14 protein-coding genes are annotated in these 19,964 nt (G+C 61.9%); 9 read left to right on the top strand and 5 right to left on the bottom strand.

Annotated elements, in window-relative coordinates; translation table 11 throughout:
- Positions 1-94: 94 nt before the first annotated feature.
- Positions 95-3,010 (bottom strand): phosphoenolpyruvate carboxylase, encoded by a 2,916-nt coding sequence (gene ppc, locus ACWFUC_RS20515; RefSeq protein WP_121042324.1) that lies wholly within the window; start codon positions 3,008-3,010, stop codon positions 95-97.
- Positions 3,011-3,254: 244 nt separating this feature from the next.
- Here ppc and hemC point away from each other — a divergent pair, with 244 nt between their 5' ends.
- The 5 genes from hemC (at position 3,255) to ppa (ending at position 8,267) form a co-directional block, all read left to right on the top strand.
- A complete protein-coding gene (gene hemC / locus ACWFUC_RS20510) occupies positions 3,255-4,211 on the top strand; it encodes a hydroxymethylbilane synthase (RefSeq protein WP_489623138.1) in 957 nt (318 codons plus the stop codon).
- Complete coding sequence (locus tag ACWFUC_RS20505; protein WP_489623137.1) at positions 4,195-4,992, top strand: uroporphyrinogen-III synthase; 798 nt, start codon at positions 4,195-4,197, stop codon at positions 4,990-4,992. Before hemC ends, ACWFUC_RS20505 begins: the two co-directional genes overlap by 17 nt.
- 35 nt (positions 4,993-5,027) lie before the next feature.
- Entirely contained in the window at positions 5,028-6,236 is a 1,209-nt protein-coding gene (locus ACWFUC_RS20500) for a uroporphyrinogen-III C-methyltransferase (RefSeq protein ID WP_489623136.1), read from the top strand.
- A 20-nt stretch (positions 6,237-6,256) separates the two neighbouring features.
- Positions 6,257-7,456, top strand: coding sequence for a heme biosynthesis protein HemY (locus ACWFUC_RS20495; RefSeq protein WP_121041830.1), 1,200 nt, complete (start codon positions 6,257-6,259; stop codon positions 7,454-7,456).
- 277 nt (positions 7,457-7,733) lie between these two features.
- Positions 7,734-8,267, top strand: a complete 534-nt coding sequence (gene ppa, locus ACWFUC_RS20490) for an inorganic diphosphatase (protein ID WP_006463345.1) — start codon at positions 7,734-7,736, stop codon at positions 8,265-8,267.
- 221 nt (positions 8,268-8,488) lie between these two features.
- Here the strand turns inward: ppa and ACWFUC_RS20485 are convergent, their stop codons facing one another.
- Together ACWFUC_RS20485 and ACWFUC_RS20480 are read right to left on the bottom strand one after the other, a co-directional pair.
- Complete coding sequence (locus tag ACWFUC_RS20485; protein WP_034333328.1) at positions 8,489-10,189, bottom strand: peptide chain release factor 3; 1,701 nt, start codon at positions 10,187-10,189, stop codon at positions 8,489-8,491.
- A gap of 248 nt (positions 10,190-10,437) precedes the next feature.
- A complete protein-coding gene (locus tag ACWFUC_RS20480; protein WP_489623135.1) occupies positions 10,438-12,015 on the bottom strand; it encodes a DUF3300 domain-containing protein in 1,578 nt (525 codons plus the stop codon).
- A 433-nt stretch (positions 12,016-12,448) separates the two neighbouring features.
- Between ACWFUC_RS20480 and ACWFUC_RS20475 the strand changes: the two genes are divergently transcribed.
- Both ACWFUC_RS20475 and ACWFUC_RS20470 read left to right on the top strand, forming a co-directional pair.
- Entirely contained in the window at positions 12,449-12,907 is a 459-nt protein-coding gene (locus tag ACWFUC_RS20475) for a GNAT family N-acetyltransferase (protein WP_489623134.1), read from the top strand.
- A gap of 418 nt (positions 12,908-13,325) precedes the next feature.
- Complete coding sequence (locus ACWFUC_RS20470; protein WP_489623133.1) at positions 13,326-14,945, top strand: methyl-accepting chemotaxis protein; 1,620 nt, start codon at positions 13,326-13,328, stop codon at positions 14,943-14,945.
- Between the two features lie 118 nt (positions 14,946-15,063).
- On the opposite strand, the gene yjjJ is transcribed toward ACWFUC_RS20470, so the two are convergent.
- A complete protein-coding gene (gene yjjJ / locus ACWFUC_RS20465) occupies positions 15,064-16,428 on the bottom strand; it encodes a type II toxin-antitoxin system HipA family toxin YjjJ (protein WP_489625568.1) in 1,365 nt (454 codons plus the stop codon).
- 230 nt (positions 16,429-16,658) lie between these two features.
- Between yjjJ and ACWFUC_RS20460 the strand changes: the two genes are divergently transcribed.
- The gene (locus ACWFUC_RS20460; protein WP_489623132.1) at positions 16,659-18,278 is read left to right on the top strand and encodes a methyl-accepting chemotaxis protein; all 1,620 of its coding nucleotides are present in this window, start codon (positions 16,659-16,661) and stop codon (positions 18,276-18,278) included.
- Between the two features lie 101 nt (positions 18,279-18,379).
- Here ACWFUC_RS20460 and ACWFUC_RS20455 read toward each other — a convergent pair whose 3' ends face one another.
- The gene (locus ACWFUC_RS20455; RefSeq protein WP_489623131.1) at positions 18,380-18,730 is read right to left on the bottom strand and encodes a hypothetical protein; all 351 of its coding nucleotides are present in this window, start codon (positions 18,728-18,730) and stop codon (positions 18,380-18,382) included.
- 314 nt (positions 18,731-19,044) lie between these two features.
- Here ACWFUC_RS20455 and ACWFUC_RS20450 point away from each other — a divergent pair, with 314 nt between their 5' ends.
- Positions 19,045-19,896 (top strand): DUF2515 family protein, encoded by an 852-nt coding sequence (locus ACWFUC_RS20450; RefSeq protein WP_276838301.1) that lies wholly within the window; start codon positions 19,045-19,047, stop codon positions 19,894-19,896.
- Positions 19,897-19,964: the final 68 nt, after the last annotated feature.

Raw genomic sequence — 19,964 nt, 5'->3', positions numbered from 1 at the left:
TACGCGAAGGTATCCGGGGGATCGGGGCCCGTCCCTGATGATGGCAGGTCGGTCCCGTTGCGCAGCGTGAGGCTTCGCCGGCAGGCGTTGCAGTTTAGCCAGTATTGCGCAAGCCGGCGGCCACCCCGTTGATGGTGAGGTGGATGCCACGCTGCACGCGTTCTTCCGGCGCACGCTTCGCTGCAGCCGTAGCGCGGTGGCGCTTGATCAGCTCGACCTGCAGGTGGTTCAGCGGATCGAGATAGGCGAAGCGGTTCTTGATCGAGCGCGCCAACAGCGGATTGCCGGACAGGCGTTCCTTGGTGCCGGTGATGGCCGAGAGCACGCTGCTGGTACGTTCATGCTCGCCGGTGATGCGGCCGAAGATCGTGGTACGCAGCTTGCGGTCCGCCACCAGTCCGGCGTAGCGCGAGGCCACGGCGAGGTCGGTCTTGGAGAGCACCATGTCCATGTTCGACAGCAGGGCGGCGAAGAACGGCCATTCCTTGCACATGGCGCGCAAGGTGGCCAGGCGTTTTGCGCTCTCCTTGGCGTTGCCGGCTTCTTCCAGCCAGCCCGCGACCGCGCTGCCGAAGCCATACCAGCCCGGCAAGAGCAGGCGGCACTGGCCCCACGAGAAGCCCCAGGGAATGGCGCGCAGATCCTCGATGCGCTGGGTCGCCTTGCGCGAGGCCGGGCGCGAACCGATGTTCAGTTGCGCGATCTCGGCGATGGGCGTGGCCGCGAAGAAGTAATCGGTGAAGCCCGGGGTCTCGTACACCAGGTTGCGATAAGCGCGATAGGCACGCTCCGACAGTTCTTCCATGACGCGCTCGAATTCGGCCAGCTTCCTGGCTTCCTTGCCATCGGTGGCGGCGGGCATCAGGCTCGCTTCAAGGGTGGCGGCGACCAGCAGCTCCAGGTTGCGGCGGCCGATTTCCGGATTGGAGAACTTGGAGGCGATGATTTCACCTTGCTCGGTCAGGCGGATCTGGCCGTTGACCGTGCCCGGCGGCTGCGCCAGGATGGCCTGGTAGCTCGGACCGCCGCCACGGCCGACGGTGCCGCCACGGCCGTGGAACAGGCGCAGCTTCACGCCGGCTTCATTGAACAGTTCCACCAGCTGGTTCTCGGCCTTGTAGAGTTCCCAGTTGGAGGTGAGGAAGCCGCCATCCTTGTTGGAATCCGAATAGCCCAGCATCACTTCCTGCAGCTTGCCGTGCTTGGCGATCAAGCCCTTGACCTGCGGCAGGGTCAGCCAGCCGCGCATGATCTCGGCCGCACAGCGCAAGTCGGGAATGGTCTCGAACAGCGGAATGACCATCAGCTCCAGCTCGTGCAGCTGGTTGCCTTCGATGTGCAGCAGCCCTGTTTCCTTCTGCAGCAGCAAGACTTCCAGCAGGTCGGACAAGGTCTCGGTGTGCGAGATGATGTAGTTGCGGATCGCGCGTTCGCCATAGCGGCGGCGAATTTCGCGCGCGGCGCGCAGGATGGTCAGCTCGGAATTGGTTTCGTCGGCGTACTGCAGGTAGGGCGAATACAGCAGGCGCGGCTTGGACAGTTCACCCAGCAACAGGGCGATCTTGCGTTCTTCGGTCAGGCCCGCATAGTCGGCCTCGACCTGAGACTTGGCAAACAGCTCGGCCAGCACGCGCTCGTGCACGTCGGAGCTCTGGCGCATGTCCAGCGTGGCCAGGTGGAAGCCGAAGATTTCCACGGCACGCTTCAATCCGGCCAGGCGCGGCTTGACCAGCGCGGCACCGTGGTGGGCCTGCAGCGAGGCCACCAGCACCTCCAGTTCGGCCACGCATTCGGCCGGGCTGGCGTAGGGCGCAGCGGCGCCGATTTCCTGGCGCAGGATGTTGACCACGCCCAGCGAACGGGCCGTGGCGGCCAGGCGCGCGTAGATGCCGATGAGGGCACGACGGTAGGGTTCGTCGGCGCGGTGCTCGGAGTGGTCCGGCGAGGCATCGGCCAGGGCCAGCAGTTCCGGGCTGGCCGCGACCATCAGGGTGGAGATGGACATCTCGGCCCCCAGCGTGTGCACTTCGTCGAGGTAGTAATCGAAGATGGTGGTGGACTGGCGCTTCAGCGCATGCTGCATGGTGGCGGCATTGACGTTGGGGTTGCCGTCGCGGTCGCCGCCGATCCAGCTGCCCATCTGCAGGTAGGGCGGCAGCTCCACGGCGCGGGTCTTGGCGCGCGAGGGGAACTGGCTGTCGATCTCGGCTTCGATGTCGTCATACAGCGCCGGCAGTTCGCGCAGGAAGGTGATGCGGTAGTAGGAGAGGGCGTTCTCGATCTCGTCGGCCACCGTCAGCTTGGTATAGCGCAGCATGCGCGTCTGCCACAGCGTGGCGATGCGTGCGCGCAGCAGTTCGGTGTTGTGGCGCAGCTCGCGCGGGGTGAGCGGCAGGTCGCGTTCGGCCACCAGGCGGGCAATCTCGCGCTCGGCATCCAGGATGGACTTGCGCTGCACTTCGGTCGGGTGGGCGGTCAGCACCGGAGACACCAGGGCTTCCTTCAGGAAGCTGCGCACTTGTGCGCCCGAGACGCCGGCATCATCCAGGCGCGACAGTGCATAGGCCACGCTGCCGGGCTGGGCTTCGGAACCGGCCAGCAGGTGCGCGCGACGGCGGCGGTTGTGGTGCTGGTCTTCGGCGATGTTGGCCAGGTGCGAGAAATAGGAAAACGCGCGCACCACCGAATTGGTCTGGTCGCGGGTCAGTTTCTTGAGCAGCTTGTCGAGCTCGGCACCGGCCTTGGCATCGGATTCGCGGCGAAAACGCACGGCGGTCTGGCGGATGGTTTCCACCACCTCGAAGACTTCATCGCCTTCCTGTTCCCGCACGACTTCGCCCAGCAGGCGTCCGAGCAGGCGGATGTCTTCCTTCAGGGGCGCATCCTTGTCGGTGCTGCGGGCGGGTTTGGTGACGGTCTTGCTGGCCGGGCTGCGCTTGGCGGCAGTGGTGGCGCGGGGCGTGGAAGGAGTGGAACGGGCACTGCGTGGTGTTGGATTTTTAGTCGCCATGATCAACGGTTGCTGCGGTTTTCGGAGGAGAAAGTCGTGCTTGTGGATCGGATTGCCGTGGGTGTGCGTGCTAGAATTTGCCTCGTTTTTGGTGTGCGTCTCGCTTCTGGTCGCTGTGATCGATGTGCGTTGCTGCTTGCCCTCGATCGCTTTTTTAATCGTATTGTTCAGTCTGGATGCGCCGGTCTCCTGCTTTCCTTGTCTCCTCGGCCGCGGGTGCCACGACTGAATCGGAAAGCCCGTCTTGAAAGAATTTCCTCCTTCCAACATCGTCATCGTCTCGCGTGAAAGCCGCCTCGCCATGTGGCAGGCCGAGTACGTGCGGGACCGTCTGGCCGCATTATATCCGCAGTGCAGCATCAATATCCTCGGAACCACCACCCGTGGCGACCAGATTCTTGATCGCGCGCTTTCCAAGGTCGGCGGCAAGGGCCTGTTCGTCAAGGAACTGGAAGTGGCCATGGCCGAAGGCCGCGCCGACCTCGCCGTGCACTGCCTGAAGGACATGCCGATGGACTTGCCCGAAGGCTTCGAGCTGGCCGCCATCCTGGAACGCGAAGACGCGCGCGACGCTTTCGTCTCCAATGACCATGCCTCGCTGGACGCGCTGCCCGATGGCGCCATCGTCGGCACCAGCAGCCTGCGCCGCCAGGCCATGATCGCCGCGCGCTATCCGCAACTGGTGGTCAAGCCGCTGCGCGGCAATCTCGATACCCGCCTGGCCAAGCTGGATCGTGGCGACTACGCTGCCATCATCCTGGCCGTGGCCGGCCTGAACCGCCTGGGCCTGAAGGCGCGCATCCGCTCCTTCCTCGATCCCGAACAAAGCCTGCCCTCGCCCGGGCAGGGCACGCTGGCCATCGAGATCCCCGAAGGCCGTGACGACATCAAGCGTCTGCTGGCCCCCTTGCACGACGAGCAGGCAGCCGTGGTCTCGGCAGCCGAGCGTTCGGTCTCGCGCATCTTCGGTGCCAGCTGCCAGATCCCGCTGGCGGCCTACGCCACGCTGGACGGTGACCGCCTGCACCTGCGCGCCATGATCGCCACCCCCGATGGGGCACAAGCCGCTGCCGCTGAAGCCGAAGGTTCGCCGGATGCGCCCGAGGCGCTCGGTGCGCAAGTGGCCGAGCTGCTCAAGTCGCGCGGTGCCGATGCGATTCTGGCGGCCTGCAAGGCCCAGGCTGATGCCGCTTCGGCCTGAGACAGCTGCACCGTTGCCGGTGGTCGTGACGCGGCCACTGCAACAGGCCGGCGGCTTTGCCGAGCGCGTGCAGCAGCTGGGCCGGCGTGCCGTGGTATTTCCGCTGCTGGCCATCGGCCCGGTCGACGATGACAGCGAACTCAAGGCCACGCTGGCACGCCTGCACGACTTCGCGCTGGTGGTCTTCGTCAGCCCCAATGCCATCGATGCCGCCTTTGCCCATCTGCAGGGCTGGCCGCGTGATGTGCCCATCGGCATCGTTGGGGAGGGCAGCAGGGTGGCCTTGCGCGGACATGGCGTCGATAGCGCCAACGCCACCATCTACGGCCCGCAGCGCGCCGACAAGATGGATTCCGAGGAATTGTTCAAATCCCTCCCGTTGGAACAATTGCGCGGCAGGCGTGCTCTGATCGTGCGCGGCCAGGCCGGCCGCGATTTCCTGAGTGAAGCTTTGCAACAACAGGGCGTGGAAGTCGAATTCCTTACCGCCTACCGTCGCCTGGCCCCCGAACTGAACCCGCAAAGCCGCCTGCAACTGCTGGATTTGCTGGACGGTGGTGCCGACTGGGTCATCACCAGTTCCGAGGCCTTGCGCAATTTGCTTCACTTGGCAAGACTAGCCGGGGGCGAGGAACGTGTGGTAAAACTGCAACGACAACGCATCGTCGTCTCTCACCACAGGATCGCCGAGACCGCGCGGGAGCAGGGTTTCGTGCAGGTGGTCCTGACCGGGTCGGGAGATGAACGCCTGCTTGCCGCCCTTGTTCCACCCGCTCCCTGAGTGGCCGCGTAATTTGCCGCGTTACAATCCAGCCCATGAACGAACAGCAACCCACTCCCCAATTGCCGGAGCCTCAACCGCAAGCCAGCCACAGCGCTGGTGCTGCGGCCCCGCAGGCGTCCTATACCTTCACTCCTCCGGATGGCACGGCCGTGCTGCGCCGCCGCCAGCGTGCGCAGACCATCGTGCTGCTGCTGGTCATCGCCGGCCTGGGCGCACAGTGGTGGGTCTCGCATGCCGAACTGCGCGACCTGCGCAGCGAAGTGGCGCAGCGCCTGCAGAATGGCGACAACAGCAGCAATGAACTGAAGGGCGTGCTCAAGGCCGTGCAGGAGAGCACCAAGGAACTGCAGTCCAAGGTCAGCGTGCTCGACAGCAAGCAGGCCGAGTCCCAGAGCCAGCAACTGGCGCTGGAACAGATGTACCAGGACCTCAACAAGAACCGCGACGACTGGGCCCTCTCCGAAATCGAGGAAGTCCTTTCCACCGCTGACCAGCAGCTGGAGTTGGCCGGCAACGTGCAAGGCGCGCTGATCGCCCTGCAGAATGCCGATAAAAGCCTGTCGCGTTCGGACAAGGCGCAGTTCATCGCCATCCGCCGCGCCATCGCGCGTGACATCGAACGCCTGAAGGCCCTGCCGACAGTGGACATCGCCGGCATCGCCGTGCGTCTGGACAGCGCCATCGGCCAGGTCGACAACCTGCCGCTGCTGGTCGATGAGCGTCCGGTGGAGTCGGCCAGCGAGCCCAAGCCGCAGCCGGTGAAAATCGCTGCCGCCGAGAAGCCTGCCGCCAAGGGCGATGCCGCCCATGCCAAGACCAAGGCCGAAGCTGCGCCTGCCGAAGCGTCTGCCTGGTCGCAATGGCTGGCCGGTGCCCGCGAAACCTGGCGAAGCATGAGCACTGAAATGTGGTCCGAGCTGCGCCAGCTGGTGCGCATCCGCGAAGTGCAGACGCCGGAAGCGATCCTGCTCTCGCCGGGCCAGGCTTACTTCGTGCGCGAGAACCTCAAGCTGCGTTTGTTGAATGCACGCCTGGCGCTGCTGTCGCGCAACGAGTTCGCCTTCCGCAATGACCTGTCCTCGGCCCAGGACACCATCGCCAAGTATTTCGATACCCGCGCCAAGCAGGTCCAGACCACGCAGGCGCTGTTGAAGCAGGTGCAGGGCAGCAATGTCTCCATCCAGTTGCCCACGCTGGCCGAAAGCCTGAACGCGGTGCGCAACTACAAGGCCCGTCCGTGAGCCGCTGACGGGAACCTGATATGAAAATACTGCTCTGGCTTCTGACCCTGTTTGCCTCCGCCATCGGCCTGGCCGTGCTGGCGCGCTTCAACCCCGGCAATGTGGTGCTGTTCTATCCGCCGTACCGGATTGACCTGTCCCTGAACTTCTTCATCTTCGCCGTGCTGGCGGTGTTCCTGACCATCTACGTGGTCATCCGCGCCATCCGTCTGACGCAGAAGCTGCCCGGCCGCGTGATCGCCTATCGCCGTGCCAAGCGCGAGAATGAAAGCAACAAGGCCCTGCGCGATGCCCTGAAGGCCTACTTCGAAGGCCGCTTCGGCCAGGCCGAGAAGTCCGCCACGCGCGCAGCCGACCTGCCCGACAACGCCGGCATCGCCGCCCTGATCGCCGCCCGCGCCGCGCATCGCATGCGCCAGGGCGACCGCCGCGACATCTGGCTGGCCAGCACCGAAGTCGATCCGACCTTGAAGGCTGCGCGCCTGATGACGGCGCTGGAACTGCAAGTGGACGAACACCACTTCAAGCAGGCGCTGGAAACGGTGGAAGAGTTGAACGCCAATGGCACGCGCCACATTCAGGCCCTGCAATGGGCGCTGAAGGCCAACCAGCAAGCCAAGAACTGGCCCGAAGTGCTGCGCCTGGTGCAGACCCTGGACAAGCGCAATGCCCTGCATCCGGCCTTGTCGAACCGCCTGCGCGAGCTGTCTTACGATGCCTTGCTGTCGGACCGCTCGCACGATGCCGAATCGATTCGCCTCTTGTGGAATGGCGTGCCCGGCGTGGACAAGCTCAAGCCCTACATCGCCGCACGTGCCGCCCACGCCTTCTCCAGCCGTGGCCTGCATGACGAAGCGCGCAGCCTGCTGGAACGCGCGCTGGCCGCCGACTGGGATATCCGCCTGCTGCGTGCCTATCGCGAATCGACCGCCGAAGCCGGCTCGCCGGCCCTGCTGTCGCAGATCGAGCATTGCGAATCCTGGTTGTCCAAGAATCCGACCGATGCCGAACTGGCGCTGACCCTGGGCATGTTCTGCCTGCGCCAGAAGCTGTGGGGCAAGGCCCAGCGCCATCTGGAACAAGCCCTGTCGGACGCCATCGAACCGCGCACCGTACGCGAATCGCACCTGGCCCTGGCCCAGCTGCACGAGGCGCTGGACCAGCCGGATCAGGCCGCCGGCCACTACAAGCAATGCGCCCTGGCCACGGCCATCCGCTGAACTTGTTGCGCTGGTGAATGACCAAGGCGGAAGCGGCGCAAGCCCTTCCGCCTTTTTCATGTGCGCTGCCGGGCACTGTCATGTTGGCGTAAGTTGCACCGGCCAAGATGCCGGTCTGAGCCTGAATGCCGCTATAATTGCCGCTTTCCGGTGTTTGGCATGCCAGAACTGAGCATTAAGCCCCGTTTAATGCTCATTGCATCGGGCATTAAACAAGATGCCCTTGGCGCTGCCGGCCCGAAAACCGCTTTTCGTTTCTTTCCCTAGTGAGAATCCCATGAGCCTGAACAACGTCCCCGCTGGCCGCGACCTGCCCAATGACTTCAACGTGATCATCGAAATTCCGATGAACGCCGATCCGATCAAGTACGAAGTGGACAAGGACACCGGCGCCATCTTCGTCGACCGTTTCATGGGCACTGCCATGCACTATCCGTGCAACTACGGCTACATCCCCCAGACCCTGTCGCAAGACGGCGACCCGGTCGACGTGCTGGTGATCACCCCGTTCCCGCTGATCCCGGGCGTGGTGGTGCGCTGCCGTCCCATCGGCGTGCTGAAGATGGCCGATGAATCGGGCATCGACGCCAAGCTGCTGGCCGTGCCGGTCGACAAGATCCTGCCGATCTACACCCACTGGCAAAAGCCGGAAGACCTCAACGAACTGCGCCTGAACCAGATCAAGCACTTCTTCGAACACTACAAGGACCTGGAAAAGGGCAAGTGGGTCAAGGTCGAAGGCTGGGAAGGCCCGGACGCCGCCCGCGCTGAAATCCTGGCCGGTGTGGAAGCGTTCAAGAACGCCAAGTAATTCCCCGTCAGCAAGACATAAAAAATCGCCCGACAGGTTTGCCCCTGTCGGGCGATTTTTTACGTCGATTACCAAGACCACCGTTCGGACTGAGCAGGCCCGAACGGGCCGTATCGAAGGCGCTCCGTCAGCGGATGTCCGCCGCAGTCTCGTCTTCGATACGACGCTGCGCGTCTACTCAGTCCGAACGGTGGGGGCGTGCGCAGTGCAAGAGCAAAAACTTAGTCCAGCTTGGCCGCGTGCTCGCGGGTAGCGTGGAAAGTGATCTCCGGCCAGCGTTCCTGGGTCAGGCGCAGGTTCACGCCCGAGCTGGCCAGGTAAGCCAGGTTGCCGGCTGCATCGATGGCCAGGTTGGCACCGGCCGAGGACTTCTCGAAGTCGGCCAGTTTCTTCTTGTCATCGCAACTGATCCAGCGCGCGCTGCTGATGCTGGTGCCTTCAAACACCGCATCCACGCCATATTCGTTGAGCAGGCGGCTGGCCACCACTTCGAACTGCAGCACGCCCACTGCGCCCAGGATCAGGTCGCTGCCGGTGACGGGCTTGAAGACCTGCACCGCGCCTTCTTCGCCCAGCTGCTGCAGGCCCTTGTGCAACTGCTTGATCTTGAGCGGATTGCGGATGCGTGCCACGCGGAAGAAGTCCGGGGCGAAGTAGGGAATGCCGGTGAACTGCAGCATCTCGCCTTCGGAGAAGCTGTCGCCGATCTGCATGTTGCCGTGGTTGGGCAGGCCGATGATGTCGCCGGCATAGGCTTCTTCCACCTGTTCGCGGCTGGAGGCCATGAAGGTCACCACCGAGGACACCTTGATGTCGCGGTTCAGGCGCAGGTGCTTCAACTTCATGCCGCGTTCGAAGCGGCCCGAGCACACGCGCAGGAAGGCGATGCGGTCGCGGTGCGCCGGGTCCATGTTGGCCTGGATCTTGAAGACGAAACCGGAGAAGGGCTCTTCGGTCGGCTTGACCTCGCGCACGGTGGCGTCGCGTCCGCCCGGACCCGGCGCCCAGTCCAGCAGCGCATCAAGGATCTCGCGCACGCCGAAGTTGTTGATGGCCGAACCGAAGAAGACCGGCGTCTGCACACCGGCCAGGAAGTCTTCCAGGTTGAAGGGGTGGGAGGCGCCATGCACCAGTTCCACTTCCATCTTGAGCTGTTCGATTTCCAGCGGGAACATCTCGGCCAGCTTGGGATTGTCGATGCCCTTGATGATTTCCACGTTGCCGTTGGCGCGTTCTTCACCGGCCTTGAAGAGCATGATCTCGTCACGCAGCAGGTGATACACGCCACGGAAATTCTTGCCCATGCCGATCGGCCAGGTCACCGGTGCGCACTGAATCTTCAGCACCGACTCCAGCTCATCGAGCAACTCCAGCGAATCGCGGGTCTCGCGGTCCAGCTTGTTCATGAAGGTGATGATGGGCGTATTGCGCATGCGGCAGACGTTCAACAGCTTGATGGTCTGTTCTTCCACGCCCTTGGCGGCATCGATCACCATCAGCGCCGAGTCCACGGCGGTGAGCACGCGATAGGTATCTTCCGAGAAGTCCTGGTGGCCCGGGGTATCGAGCAGGTTGACCACGTGGTCGCGGTACTCGAACTGCATCACCGAACTGGCCACGGAAATGCCGCGCTGCTTTTCGATTTCCATCCAGTCCGAGGTCGCGTGGCGGCCGCTCTTGCGGGCCTTCACGGTACCGGCCAGCTGGATCGCGCCCGAGAACAGCAGCAGCTTTTCGGTCAGCGTGGTTTTACCGGCGTCGGGGTGGGAGATGATGCCGAAGGTGCGGCGGCGCTTGACTTCGCGCGCGATCAGGTCGGACGAGACCTTGGTGGCGGCGCCGGACGCGCTGGCGTTGTCTGCATCAGCGGCCTCAGGAGCGGTGGCGGCGACTTCGGGGAGTTCGTTGCTGGGTTCTTGCATGGCGGATCGGTCGGGGTGGGAGCCCGGCGGAACGCGGCCCCTGGCGCGGCTGGACGATCCAACCCGCTTGGCCTTGAGCGGCGCGCACTGTTCCTTTGACAAGGAGGCGGCGCACGCCCTGTTCCGACAGCTCTGGAAAACCCGAGATTATAACTGAAGCGGCCCGCTTGCCCGCATGTTTGCCGGGAGGCAACGTGCGCGCGGCGGGCCGCTCAGGCGATCACTGGCGGGGCAGAGGCGTTGCAGGATCAGGAGCGTTCATCACGGCGATCCTCGCGCCGCTGATGGGCGTCGCGCTGCTGGGCCTGCTGCTGGCGCGCCTGCTGTTCATGCTGCGCGGCCTGATGTTGCTGCTGTTGCTGACGGACTTGCTCCATCTGGCGATGCTGCTGCTCGCGCTGCTGGTTCATCATCTGCTGCTGGCGTTGCTGCTCCTGTTGTTGATGCTGGCGCATCTGCTGCTCACGCTGTTGCTGCTGCAATTGCTGTTGCTGCATCTGCTGCTGGCGTTGTTGCTGCTGTTGCACCTGTTGCTGGCGCTGCTGCCACTGGCGTTCCTGGGCCTGCTGCTGTTGGCGCTGCTCCTGCGCTTGCTGATCGCGCTGGTGTTGCTGGTCGCGGATCATCTGCTCACGCTGGCGCTGCTGGTCATTGGCCTGCTGTTCACGCTGGCGTTGCTGATCGATGGCCTGGCGCTGGCGGAATTGATCCTGCTGGGCCAGTCGCTGCTGCACGTTGTCGGCCACCGGCAGCGGACGCGGCGTATTGGCCGGGAAGGGCTGGCCCGCTTGCGGTTGCGGACCATGTCCATTCCACGGCGGCACGTGCTGCGCCTGGACCAGGTTCTGTGCCTGCGGACCGGCCAGCGGACGCTGTCCCGGCGGCGGGGCCAGCGCAGGGGCCGGTTGCTGCGCAAAACGGCCGCCGGCGTAACGCGGGTCGTGATGCCACACCACCGGCCGCTGGTTCATGCTCACGTTGCGGTTCACGTTGATGTTGTTGTTGACGTAGCGATTGTTGATGACGTTGGTGTTGTTGACGTTGTTCACGTTGGTCACATTGGTGACGTTGTTGATGCGTGTCTGCGTCACCATCACCTGGCGCTGGCGCCAGTCGGGACGCGCATCGCCAAACACCGCACTCATGACGCCAATGCCCACCCCGAAGCTGATGCTGGCCGAGAAGCCCGGCTCATAGCTGGGCGGACGATAACGCGGCGGTGGCGCCCACACCACCGGCGGAGCCGATGGCCACCACCAGCTGCCATACACCACGGTCGGGTTGTAATACGGCACGTAGACCACCTGCGGATTGACCGGCACGATCTCGATCACTTCATCCTGCACCACCACGCGCTGCTGCGGGCTGGATTCCAGCGTGCCGGCGATGCGGGCGCGTTCGCGCAGGTTCTGTACCGTATCCATCACCGAGGGCTGCTGGGCGAGGAAGGCCTGTCCCAGCTGCTGGGTCCAGTCGAGGCGATCATTGAGCATGGCCAGCACCGAGGGGAACTGCACCAGCGCCTTCACGCTGGGATCCCACGGCATGGGGGCCACGGCGCGCGCCAGGCCCTCGCCCTGCAGACCGGGTCGCGCTTCGACGAAGCGCTGGGCCTGCACCACTTCCAGCGGATAGGTCGAGGCCATCAGCACCTGGGCCAGCAGCGAATCGGGATAGAGCGCCACCGGGGCCAGCATCTGGTCCAGCTGTTGCTGGGTATAGACGGGCGCGGGCGGCGGTGCATAAGCGGTCTGCGCCTGCACGGGCAGGCCCGAGACCAGAGAGAAGACCAGGCAGGTGGCCCAGGCCAGGGATGTCTTGTTCACGTTGTTCTCCTTGCGCGATGGCGTGCACCCGGAAGAGGAAAAACAAATTGCCAGGTCCGGCGCACTGAGGTGAGCCTATGGTCTGCCAGCTCGGAGAGACGAGGTGTAACGGAATTGCAAGCGATGTTTCAGCGCCGGGTCGGCTGAGCCTCGCGGGTTGCCGATGGGAAAGCCTTGCGCAAGGCAGGGGAGCCTGTGGCATCATGAATGGCCACGGAACAAATCTCATCAACGGAATCGATCAATCGAGCGGTTTTCATGCTTCGCGCAGATCAATCGCCACGCTTCCTTGCACGCGCTGCAGCGGCCGGACAACCAGGGCCGGCGTGCCTTTTCTTGTTGAAGAGAAACGTTCTAAACAGTTTTCGCAGTACCCGCAGTACGTACCAAGGCAAATTTTTTACGACAACAAGCCATCAAGCAAGGAACGACCATGAGCCATCACCTGATCTGGCGGCGCGATGATTTCCTCATCGACACCGATCCCGACCGGCTGGACATCCCCCTCATCCACGACGTACTGACCCATTCGAGCTGGTCTCCCGGCATCGACCTCCACACCGTGCGCACGGCGCTGGCCAACAGCCTCTGCTTCGGCCTCTATCGCGGCAAGCAGCAGATCGGCTTTGCCCGCGTGGTGACCGATCACGCCACCTTCGGCTACCTGTGCGACGTCTTCGTCGTCGGCGATCTGCGCGGCCAGGGCCTGGGCCGCTGGATGATCGAATCAGTCAACCAGCATCCCACGCTGCAGAAACTGCGGCGCGTCATGCTGACCACATCTACCGCGCCGTGGCTGTATGCCAGCTGTGGTTTCGAGGCCATCAATCGCGGTGACTTCGTGTGGCATATCTCGCGTCCGGATATCTACAAGCAGGGCGTGCAGCAGTAAACCGGCATTCCCGGTCCAGCGGAGCGCAGGGTGGCTCCGCTGAGTTTCCTTGCCGGTCTTCGCTGGCTTTGCCAGTAAACTTAGTTTTTCAGCGCTTTCCCTTCCTTGTTCCTCTCTCGCTTCGCGCCAGACGATTCCTGCGGCGTGCGATGCGATGGCTTCGCCGGTCTCCTCCTTCCGTTTCCCTTCCTAATTATTTTTCTTCCATTCGCCTTGTAAAAAGGGCGTCTCCGGGGCATGCAACTTAGTTTTGATGAAGACTTGATCCAGTTCCGGTCGCAATGGCTCAAAGATGATCCGCATCAAGAAGCGGCCAGATGTGAATTTTCATCATTTTTTGCAGACTTATAATTTTGGCATTCATTCATTTCAGCTCATCGACCCGCTGCGCCATGCTGCGCACCCACGAATCCTGACCATGACCATTGCCAACAAACTCCGTCTGCTTCTGCTCGCCGTCGTCCTCGGCCTGGCCAGCCTCACCGGCTTGAGTATCTATCACAGCAACCGCATTGCCGATGCTGCCAGCTATTCGTCGTTCAACACGGTCCCCAGCCTGCTGGTGCTGGGGGAGGCGGGTGAAGCGGTCTTCCGCATCCGGGTTGGCATCTGGCGCTATGCCGCTGCCACGGATGCCGCCACGCGCGCCAAGCTGGAGAAGTCCATGAACACGAACCGCGACAAGGTCATCGCCGCCTTCGACCGCTACGAGAAGGAGGACCTGTCGGACGCCACCGACCGCCAGCTGCTGCAGGCGGACCGTGATGCCTTCGCCGATTACGAGAAGAGCCGCCAGGCCGTCATCGCCCTGGGCGCTGAAGGCAAGACCGAGGAAGCCTTGCATGCGGTCGAGCACCAGGTGGTCCCGCCCGGTGACAAACTCATCAACGCCCTGACGGCCCATCGCCGCTACAACGAGCAGCTCGGCCAGCAAGGCGTGCAGGCGGCGCAGTCCAGCCTGCGCTCGGCGGTGGTTCAGGCGGTGTTGATGAGCCTGGCCGTGTGTGCAGTGGTAGCGGTGGTGAGCCTGCTGATTTCGCGCACCATTTCCACGGCACTGGGGGAGGCCATCATGACGGCCCGCGCCATTGCCACGGGCGACCTCAGCACCCGCATCCGCCGCCGCGCCAATGACGAAGTCGGCCAGTTGATGCAGGCCATCCAGCAAATGAGCGACAGCCTGGTGCGCATCGTCAGCAACGTGCGCAACAGTGCCAACACCATCGCCACCGCCACGGCGGAAATCGCCGCCGGCAATCTTGACCTGTCGGCGCGTACCGAAGCCCAGGCCGGTTCCATCGAAGAGACCGCGTCGGCCATGGAGCAACTGACCGCCACCGTGCGCCAGAATGCGGACAACGCCCAGCAAGCCAATGTGCTGGCGACATCCGCCTCCAGCGTCGCTACCGAGGGTGGCCAGGCGGTGCAGCAGGTGGTGCAGACGATGGACGAGATCAATGCCTCCTCGCTGAGGATCGTGGACATCATCAGCGTGATCGACGGCATCGCGTTCCAGACCAATATCCTCGCGCTCAATGCTGCCGTTGAGGCGGCGCGTGCGGGCGAGCAGGGACGCGGGTTTGCGGTAGTGGCGGCCGAAGTGCGTTCACTGGCCCAGCGTTCGGCTGCGGCTGCGCACGAGATCAAGGAACTGATCGATGATTCGGTCGGCAAGGTGGAGAGCGGCAGCCGGCTGGTCGCACAGGCAGGCGAGACGATGCAGCACGTGGTCGACAGCGTGCGCCGCGTGACTGACATCGTTGCCGACATCACGGCCGCCAGCGCCGAGCAGAGCGATGGCATCGTGCAGGTCAACCAGGCCATCGGTTTGATGGATCAGGCGACACAACAGAATGCGGCGCTGGTGGAGCAGGCGGCTGCGGCCTCGCAGTCGATGCGGGAGCAGGCTGCCGGCCTGGCCGAAGCGGTGGCGGTGTTCAAGCTGGCGCATGAGGTGCAGATGCTTGGAGAATCTGAAGCGGACCGTAGCCGAGCCAGCAAGTCCTTGGCTGGCGAGTTGCTCGCGTTGCCCCGCTGATCAGGCGAATGAAAAGAGAATGTGTTCTGACCGAAGCCCCAATCTGATGAGGGCATCCTGGAGAGTCAGGATGCCCACTATTCCCCAACGTATCTCGCAGATTTGATTTGAACAGGCCCTAGGATGCGAAATCATCTAGCCGCGCAATGCGCGATCCAGCCAGGTCAATGCGAGACACCAACTTGGCCAGACAATCTGAGAAGCCCGCACTCAAGGCATCGGAATTTCGCATTCTCTCAACAAATTCCTTCGCCATTGGCAATGCCGCTTTCCACGCTGCGTTCGAGACATCATTGTTGATGTTCAGCGTGAGTTCGCGCACAGGCAAACCACCTCCCGAGGTCGGCGCAAAGGCCATGCAGGTCATGTCGTACGCTGGGGCAATCAGATAAGGACGCCCGTGCTCGGCCATGAACGACAAATTTCCTCCATGCATGTCGGTGTTCGCGATCAGCGTCCCGAACACCCACAGCACTTCCGTTTGTGTCACCGCTTGGTGCTCGACGACGCCCTCTCGCGCCAGCGCACGCACTACCTGAGGCCAGTTACCTGCGCTGCCGACGAACTCAGCATCCAGTGCTTGCAGTGAGAACAGTGCTCGACGGCCAAAAGGCCCCACCCGATCGAAACGGCGCACTTCCAAAAAGCGTTGAGTCCCGTGATCAAGCACAGCCGAACGCGCCGCAGCGATCCCATGATCGTGCAAGACTTCCAGGGCAAGATGCTCAGCCAAAAGCAAATCTCGCCAGCGCTCGCTGATCAGTGTCTCGGTAAGTGCCGTGAACTTGACAATGACATGCGCCGGACCTGCATCACACTCGGCGTACGTCGTGAACTTGGGTTGTTCGCCGCCGGCCGACGAACCGTAATGCTCACCACGCGTTGCAGCGGCGGCCAATTCAGCATAGGTCTGCGCCTTCCCCTCCTGCGAGACGGGTTGCGGATCCGGGGCGTTGACGAAATGGTCGCGGGCAGTCTGACCCAGCAAAAGATTGCCCGGCAGGTCTTCACCGTGCAGCAGCAAAGCGCGCATGACATGGCTATCGTTCCAGTCGGTCAATCGGGCAGGCAGGCCCATCTGAACCCCATGTTGCAAGTTATAGGCGCGCCCCAGGTAGCCCTGCGGCCGCATGTCAAAGAGCCACCATGGCAGGCCATCGGTATGCAAATGCGTCCCGTCCGATTGCGCCATCACGAAACCTTCGGGGTGTACTGGAATGAGCGTGCCGAGCTCTCGCAGCTGTCCACCGGGCGATACCCGATAGACGGAGGCTTCCAAATCTTGGCGCGTGGTATCGCGCAATGCATATTGAATAGATCGAGCAGCGCCAAATGGAATCAAATCACCCTCCAATGTCCGCAGGGCTCTCGACAAGGTCGGTTGGCTCACGCCAAGCTCAGTCATCAATTCACGGGCTGTTCGCACCCCTCGCCTCAGATGGACGCGGGCGCGATCTCCAAGCTCAGCAGCAGCGTTTGCCATAATGAATGAATAGATAATTGAATAAATAAATGGTAGCACAAAGAGGGTAGCCCTGTGCCGCCTCAACCTTCGTCAGCGCAAGCGTCTGTGCCTGACGCCCGTCTTCTGCCGACGGTCAGCAGTGGTCATGAGATGTGAGCGTTGGTGATCCTTAGTTGGGCTAAGGTTCGTGCTGCCCGTTTGGGCAAGCATTCTGCAGTGACCCACTCATGCGCCCAGGAGAGCCGAACATGACCATTGCCAAGAAGCTGTACCTTCTCATCATCGCCGTCATTGCGGGCCTGTGTGCGCTGGCGGCCTTGAGCATCTACCAGAGCTACCGGGTGTCGGCGGCAGCCGGTTATTCGACGCACAATACGGTCCCCAGCATTCTCGCTCTGGATGAAGCGATCGAGGCGGTTTACGCGATACGGCTGAATGTGGCGCGCTACTTCATCGAGCCCACGACCCGGGACAAGATTTTCCCCGTCCTTGAGTCACTGCATGAAAAGGTGCAGGCCGCCTTTCTCAAGTTCGAGAAAGAATGCATCTCCGACGCGACTGACGCAACGATGCTGGAGCAGGACCGTGCTGCCTTTGCCGATTACGAGAAGGCACGACACCAGACCTTGGCCCTGGTCGAGACCGGGCAGCCGTCCGAACTGCAGCGCGCGCGGGAAGAGCTGCTGGTCCCCGCCGGCAACCGATTGATGAAAGCCCTGATCGAGCACAAGCAGTACAACGCTCAACTGGGCCGCCAGGGGATGGAGAATGCGGCTTCCATTCTGGAATCGTCCATCGTCATCATCGTTGGCGTCAGCCTTTTGATCGGCACGCTGGTGGTGGGCTTGAGCCTGCTGCTGGTGCGCATGATCGCGACTTCGCTACGCCACGCTACGCATGTGGCCGAAGCCATTTCCCGCTACGACCTGACCAGCAAGATCGAACACGCTGCCCGTGATGAAATCGGCCATCTGATGCAGGCGCTGGGCCGCATGAACGACAGTCTGCGCAAGATCATGGGTGGCGTGGGTGACAGCACTGGCACGATCCAGGTGGCCGCGCGTGAAATCGCCACCGGCAATCTTGACCTGTCTTCCCGCACCGAATCGCAGGCGGGCTCGCTGGAAGAGACGGCCACCGCCATGGAGCAACTGACCGCCACCGTCCGCCAAAATGCGGAGAACGCGCGCCAGGCCAGCGAACTGGCGATCTCGGCCTCGGCCGTTGCGGCCCAGGGGGGCAAGGTGGTGGATGAAGTAGTGCTGACCATGGAGGCCATCAATGCCTCGTCGCTGAAGATCGTGGACATCATCAGTGTGATTGACGGCATCGCTTTTCAGACCAATATCCTGGCCCTGAATGCAGCGGTGGAGGCAGCGCGTGCAGGCGAGCAGGGGCGCGGTTTTGCGGTGGTGGCCTCGGAGGTCCGTTCGCTGGCCCAGCGTTCGGCCACGGCTGCCAAGGAGATCAAGGAACTGATCCAGGATTCGGTCGACAAGATTAGTGCCGGTGGCCGCCTGGTCACGGAGGCGGGCAGCACGATGGCACAGGTGGTGACGAGCGTGGGGCGGGTCACCGATATCGTCAGCGAGATCAGCGCGGCCAGCACTGAACAGAGCCAGGGCCTGGAGCAGATCAACCAGGCCATCGGGGCCATGGATGAAGTCACGCAACAGAATGCGGCGCTGGTGGAGCAGGCGGCTGCGGCCTCGCAATCGCTGCAGGAGCAGGCGGTGCAGCTGGCGGGTGCGGTGCAGGTCTTCAAGCTGGATCGTGAACGGGAGCTGGCCATTGACCTGGTGTCCGGGGAGACTATCCCGGAGCGGGCTGCCGATCTGCTGCTGGTGGGTGGGCGCGTGCAGGCTTGAGGGCGAGAGGGACGCTTGGCGGCGTCCCTCTTTTGTTTCTTCTCTTTCTCTTCTTTCTTTTCTTCAGGGCGACGGCAATGTCGTCTTGAGTCACAGCGTTTTCACTTCTCCGAAATGCCTTCGGGCTTAAGTATTTGCTGCGATTGATTCCAGCGGTCGAACAGGTCCGTAAATTCATTTCCTGTCGCTGACTTGCACACCATCCCGTTGCCGGAACAAGAGCAGAAAGGGCTGTTCTCATTTTTTCCTTCCACCACTTTTTGTGTATAGACGTTCCGTAGAAAATCGCTGGGCGAAGTTTGTGGCGTTATCGGAAGACATTTTTCGCTTTGATCGCTGAAATTAGTTCCGCTTTTGCTGACTGGATATGGCGAGGGGTAAGCAGACTTAAAGCCTATTGCGGCGCTTTTTTCGTAAGGACGATGGTGACCAGTGTTCGCGGTGGAAGGCAAGGCCGGAACCTATTTCTGTCAAACCAGTCTTTTCCCATATTCCGAGAAATTCACTAAGAGATGTTTGAAGTGGTGCCATTTGGTGAGGAAGCCGCTGAGTGACCCAGATACTTTCTCGGCCCAAGCTATGCTTAAGCTGATTTGGAAAAGGTGCGTGCTGAATGTCAGAAAAAGATAAAGTCCAATCGCGTACAAACAACACGGAGGGCTCCTGTAAGGAGTTGCGATGCGACTGCGACACCATGTGGTCTCTAGTTCAGCAGAAATGCACTATGCGAATGTGCCAATTGAGGGGCGCGCGTACCGGAAGCCTATTGGAAAAATTTAACGTACGCGCGCGGCGCATATCAGCGACCTATGCCCGTTTTTACCTTGAACTGGAGGAAGGATGTAACGAAGAACTCAAGGGGCGATTCTATTGGATGGCTTTAGGTGCATTTGCCAGCAAGACGGTAGCCTGCTCGCTGGAACTCTTGCGTGTGCAAATGCTCCCTTCCGTATTTGATGGGCTGGGTAAAGGAAACTTTTGGCTCTTTCAAGATATCGCTGGCTGGCATTGGTATTACACGCTTTATCGTAACTCCGTCAATCCGTGTTTCGAAGCGAGAGATGCATCTTCTTATCTTCACCCTGTGCAACTCCAAGTGGCGAAATATCCATGGAAGGACAAAGCTCTAAAAAAAATAAAAAACATGAGGATTTCGGCGCATATCAAGCTGGCTTTCCAGAAAGTGGAAGAGTTTGAAAGTGAAACGAACGTTTTAAAAAAGGCTTCTATTCAGCTCGCTAATCTAATGGCTGTTGCAGACCATGAGCAGCGAGAAATTTTACAACCTCTGATTTACGATGAGCGGTGCTTTTCTGGGTGGGTCGCAGCACAGCGGTCGATATGGCTTAATTGGGCTAGTCCCAAGCTCAGTCTTGTTTTTTCTAGCGCATGCGACACTCGCGAAGCGCATCTTGAATCGTTGGCCAGCGACGATACTGTGTTGGAAGATGTGGAGAGTCGTATGATTTGGATCAAGCGCGCAGCCGATAGCTTTCATTCCCTGATGCAAAACAAGTCCCACTACATAGAGGCGGAGTTGCTGTCCATGGCCGGCTGGGTAACGATGGAAGACAGGCAGCCACCCCTAATGACACCACCCCAGCTTCATCGCCCATAATATCTACCCAATGCCACGCTCATTTTTGTTAATCATCGCGATATTTTTTGCACTACCACTACGCGGCT

This window comes from Herbaspirillum sp. Her4 (assembly GCF_057961335.1).
Note: the sequence above shows the minus strand (reverse complement) of the source record. Positions and strands in the feature narration are given on the sequence as shown.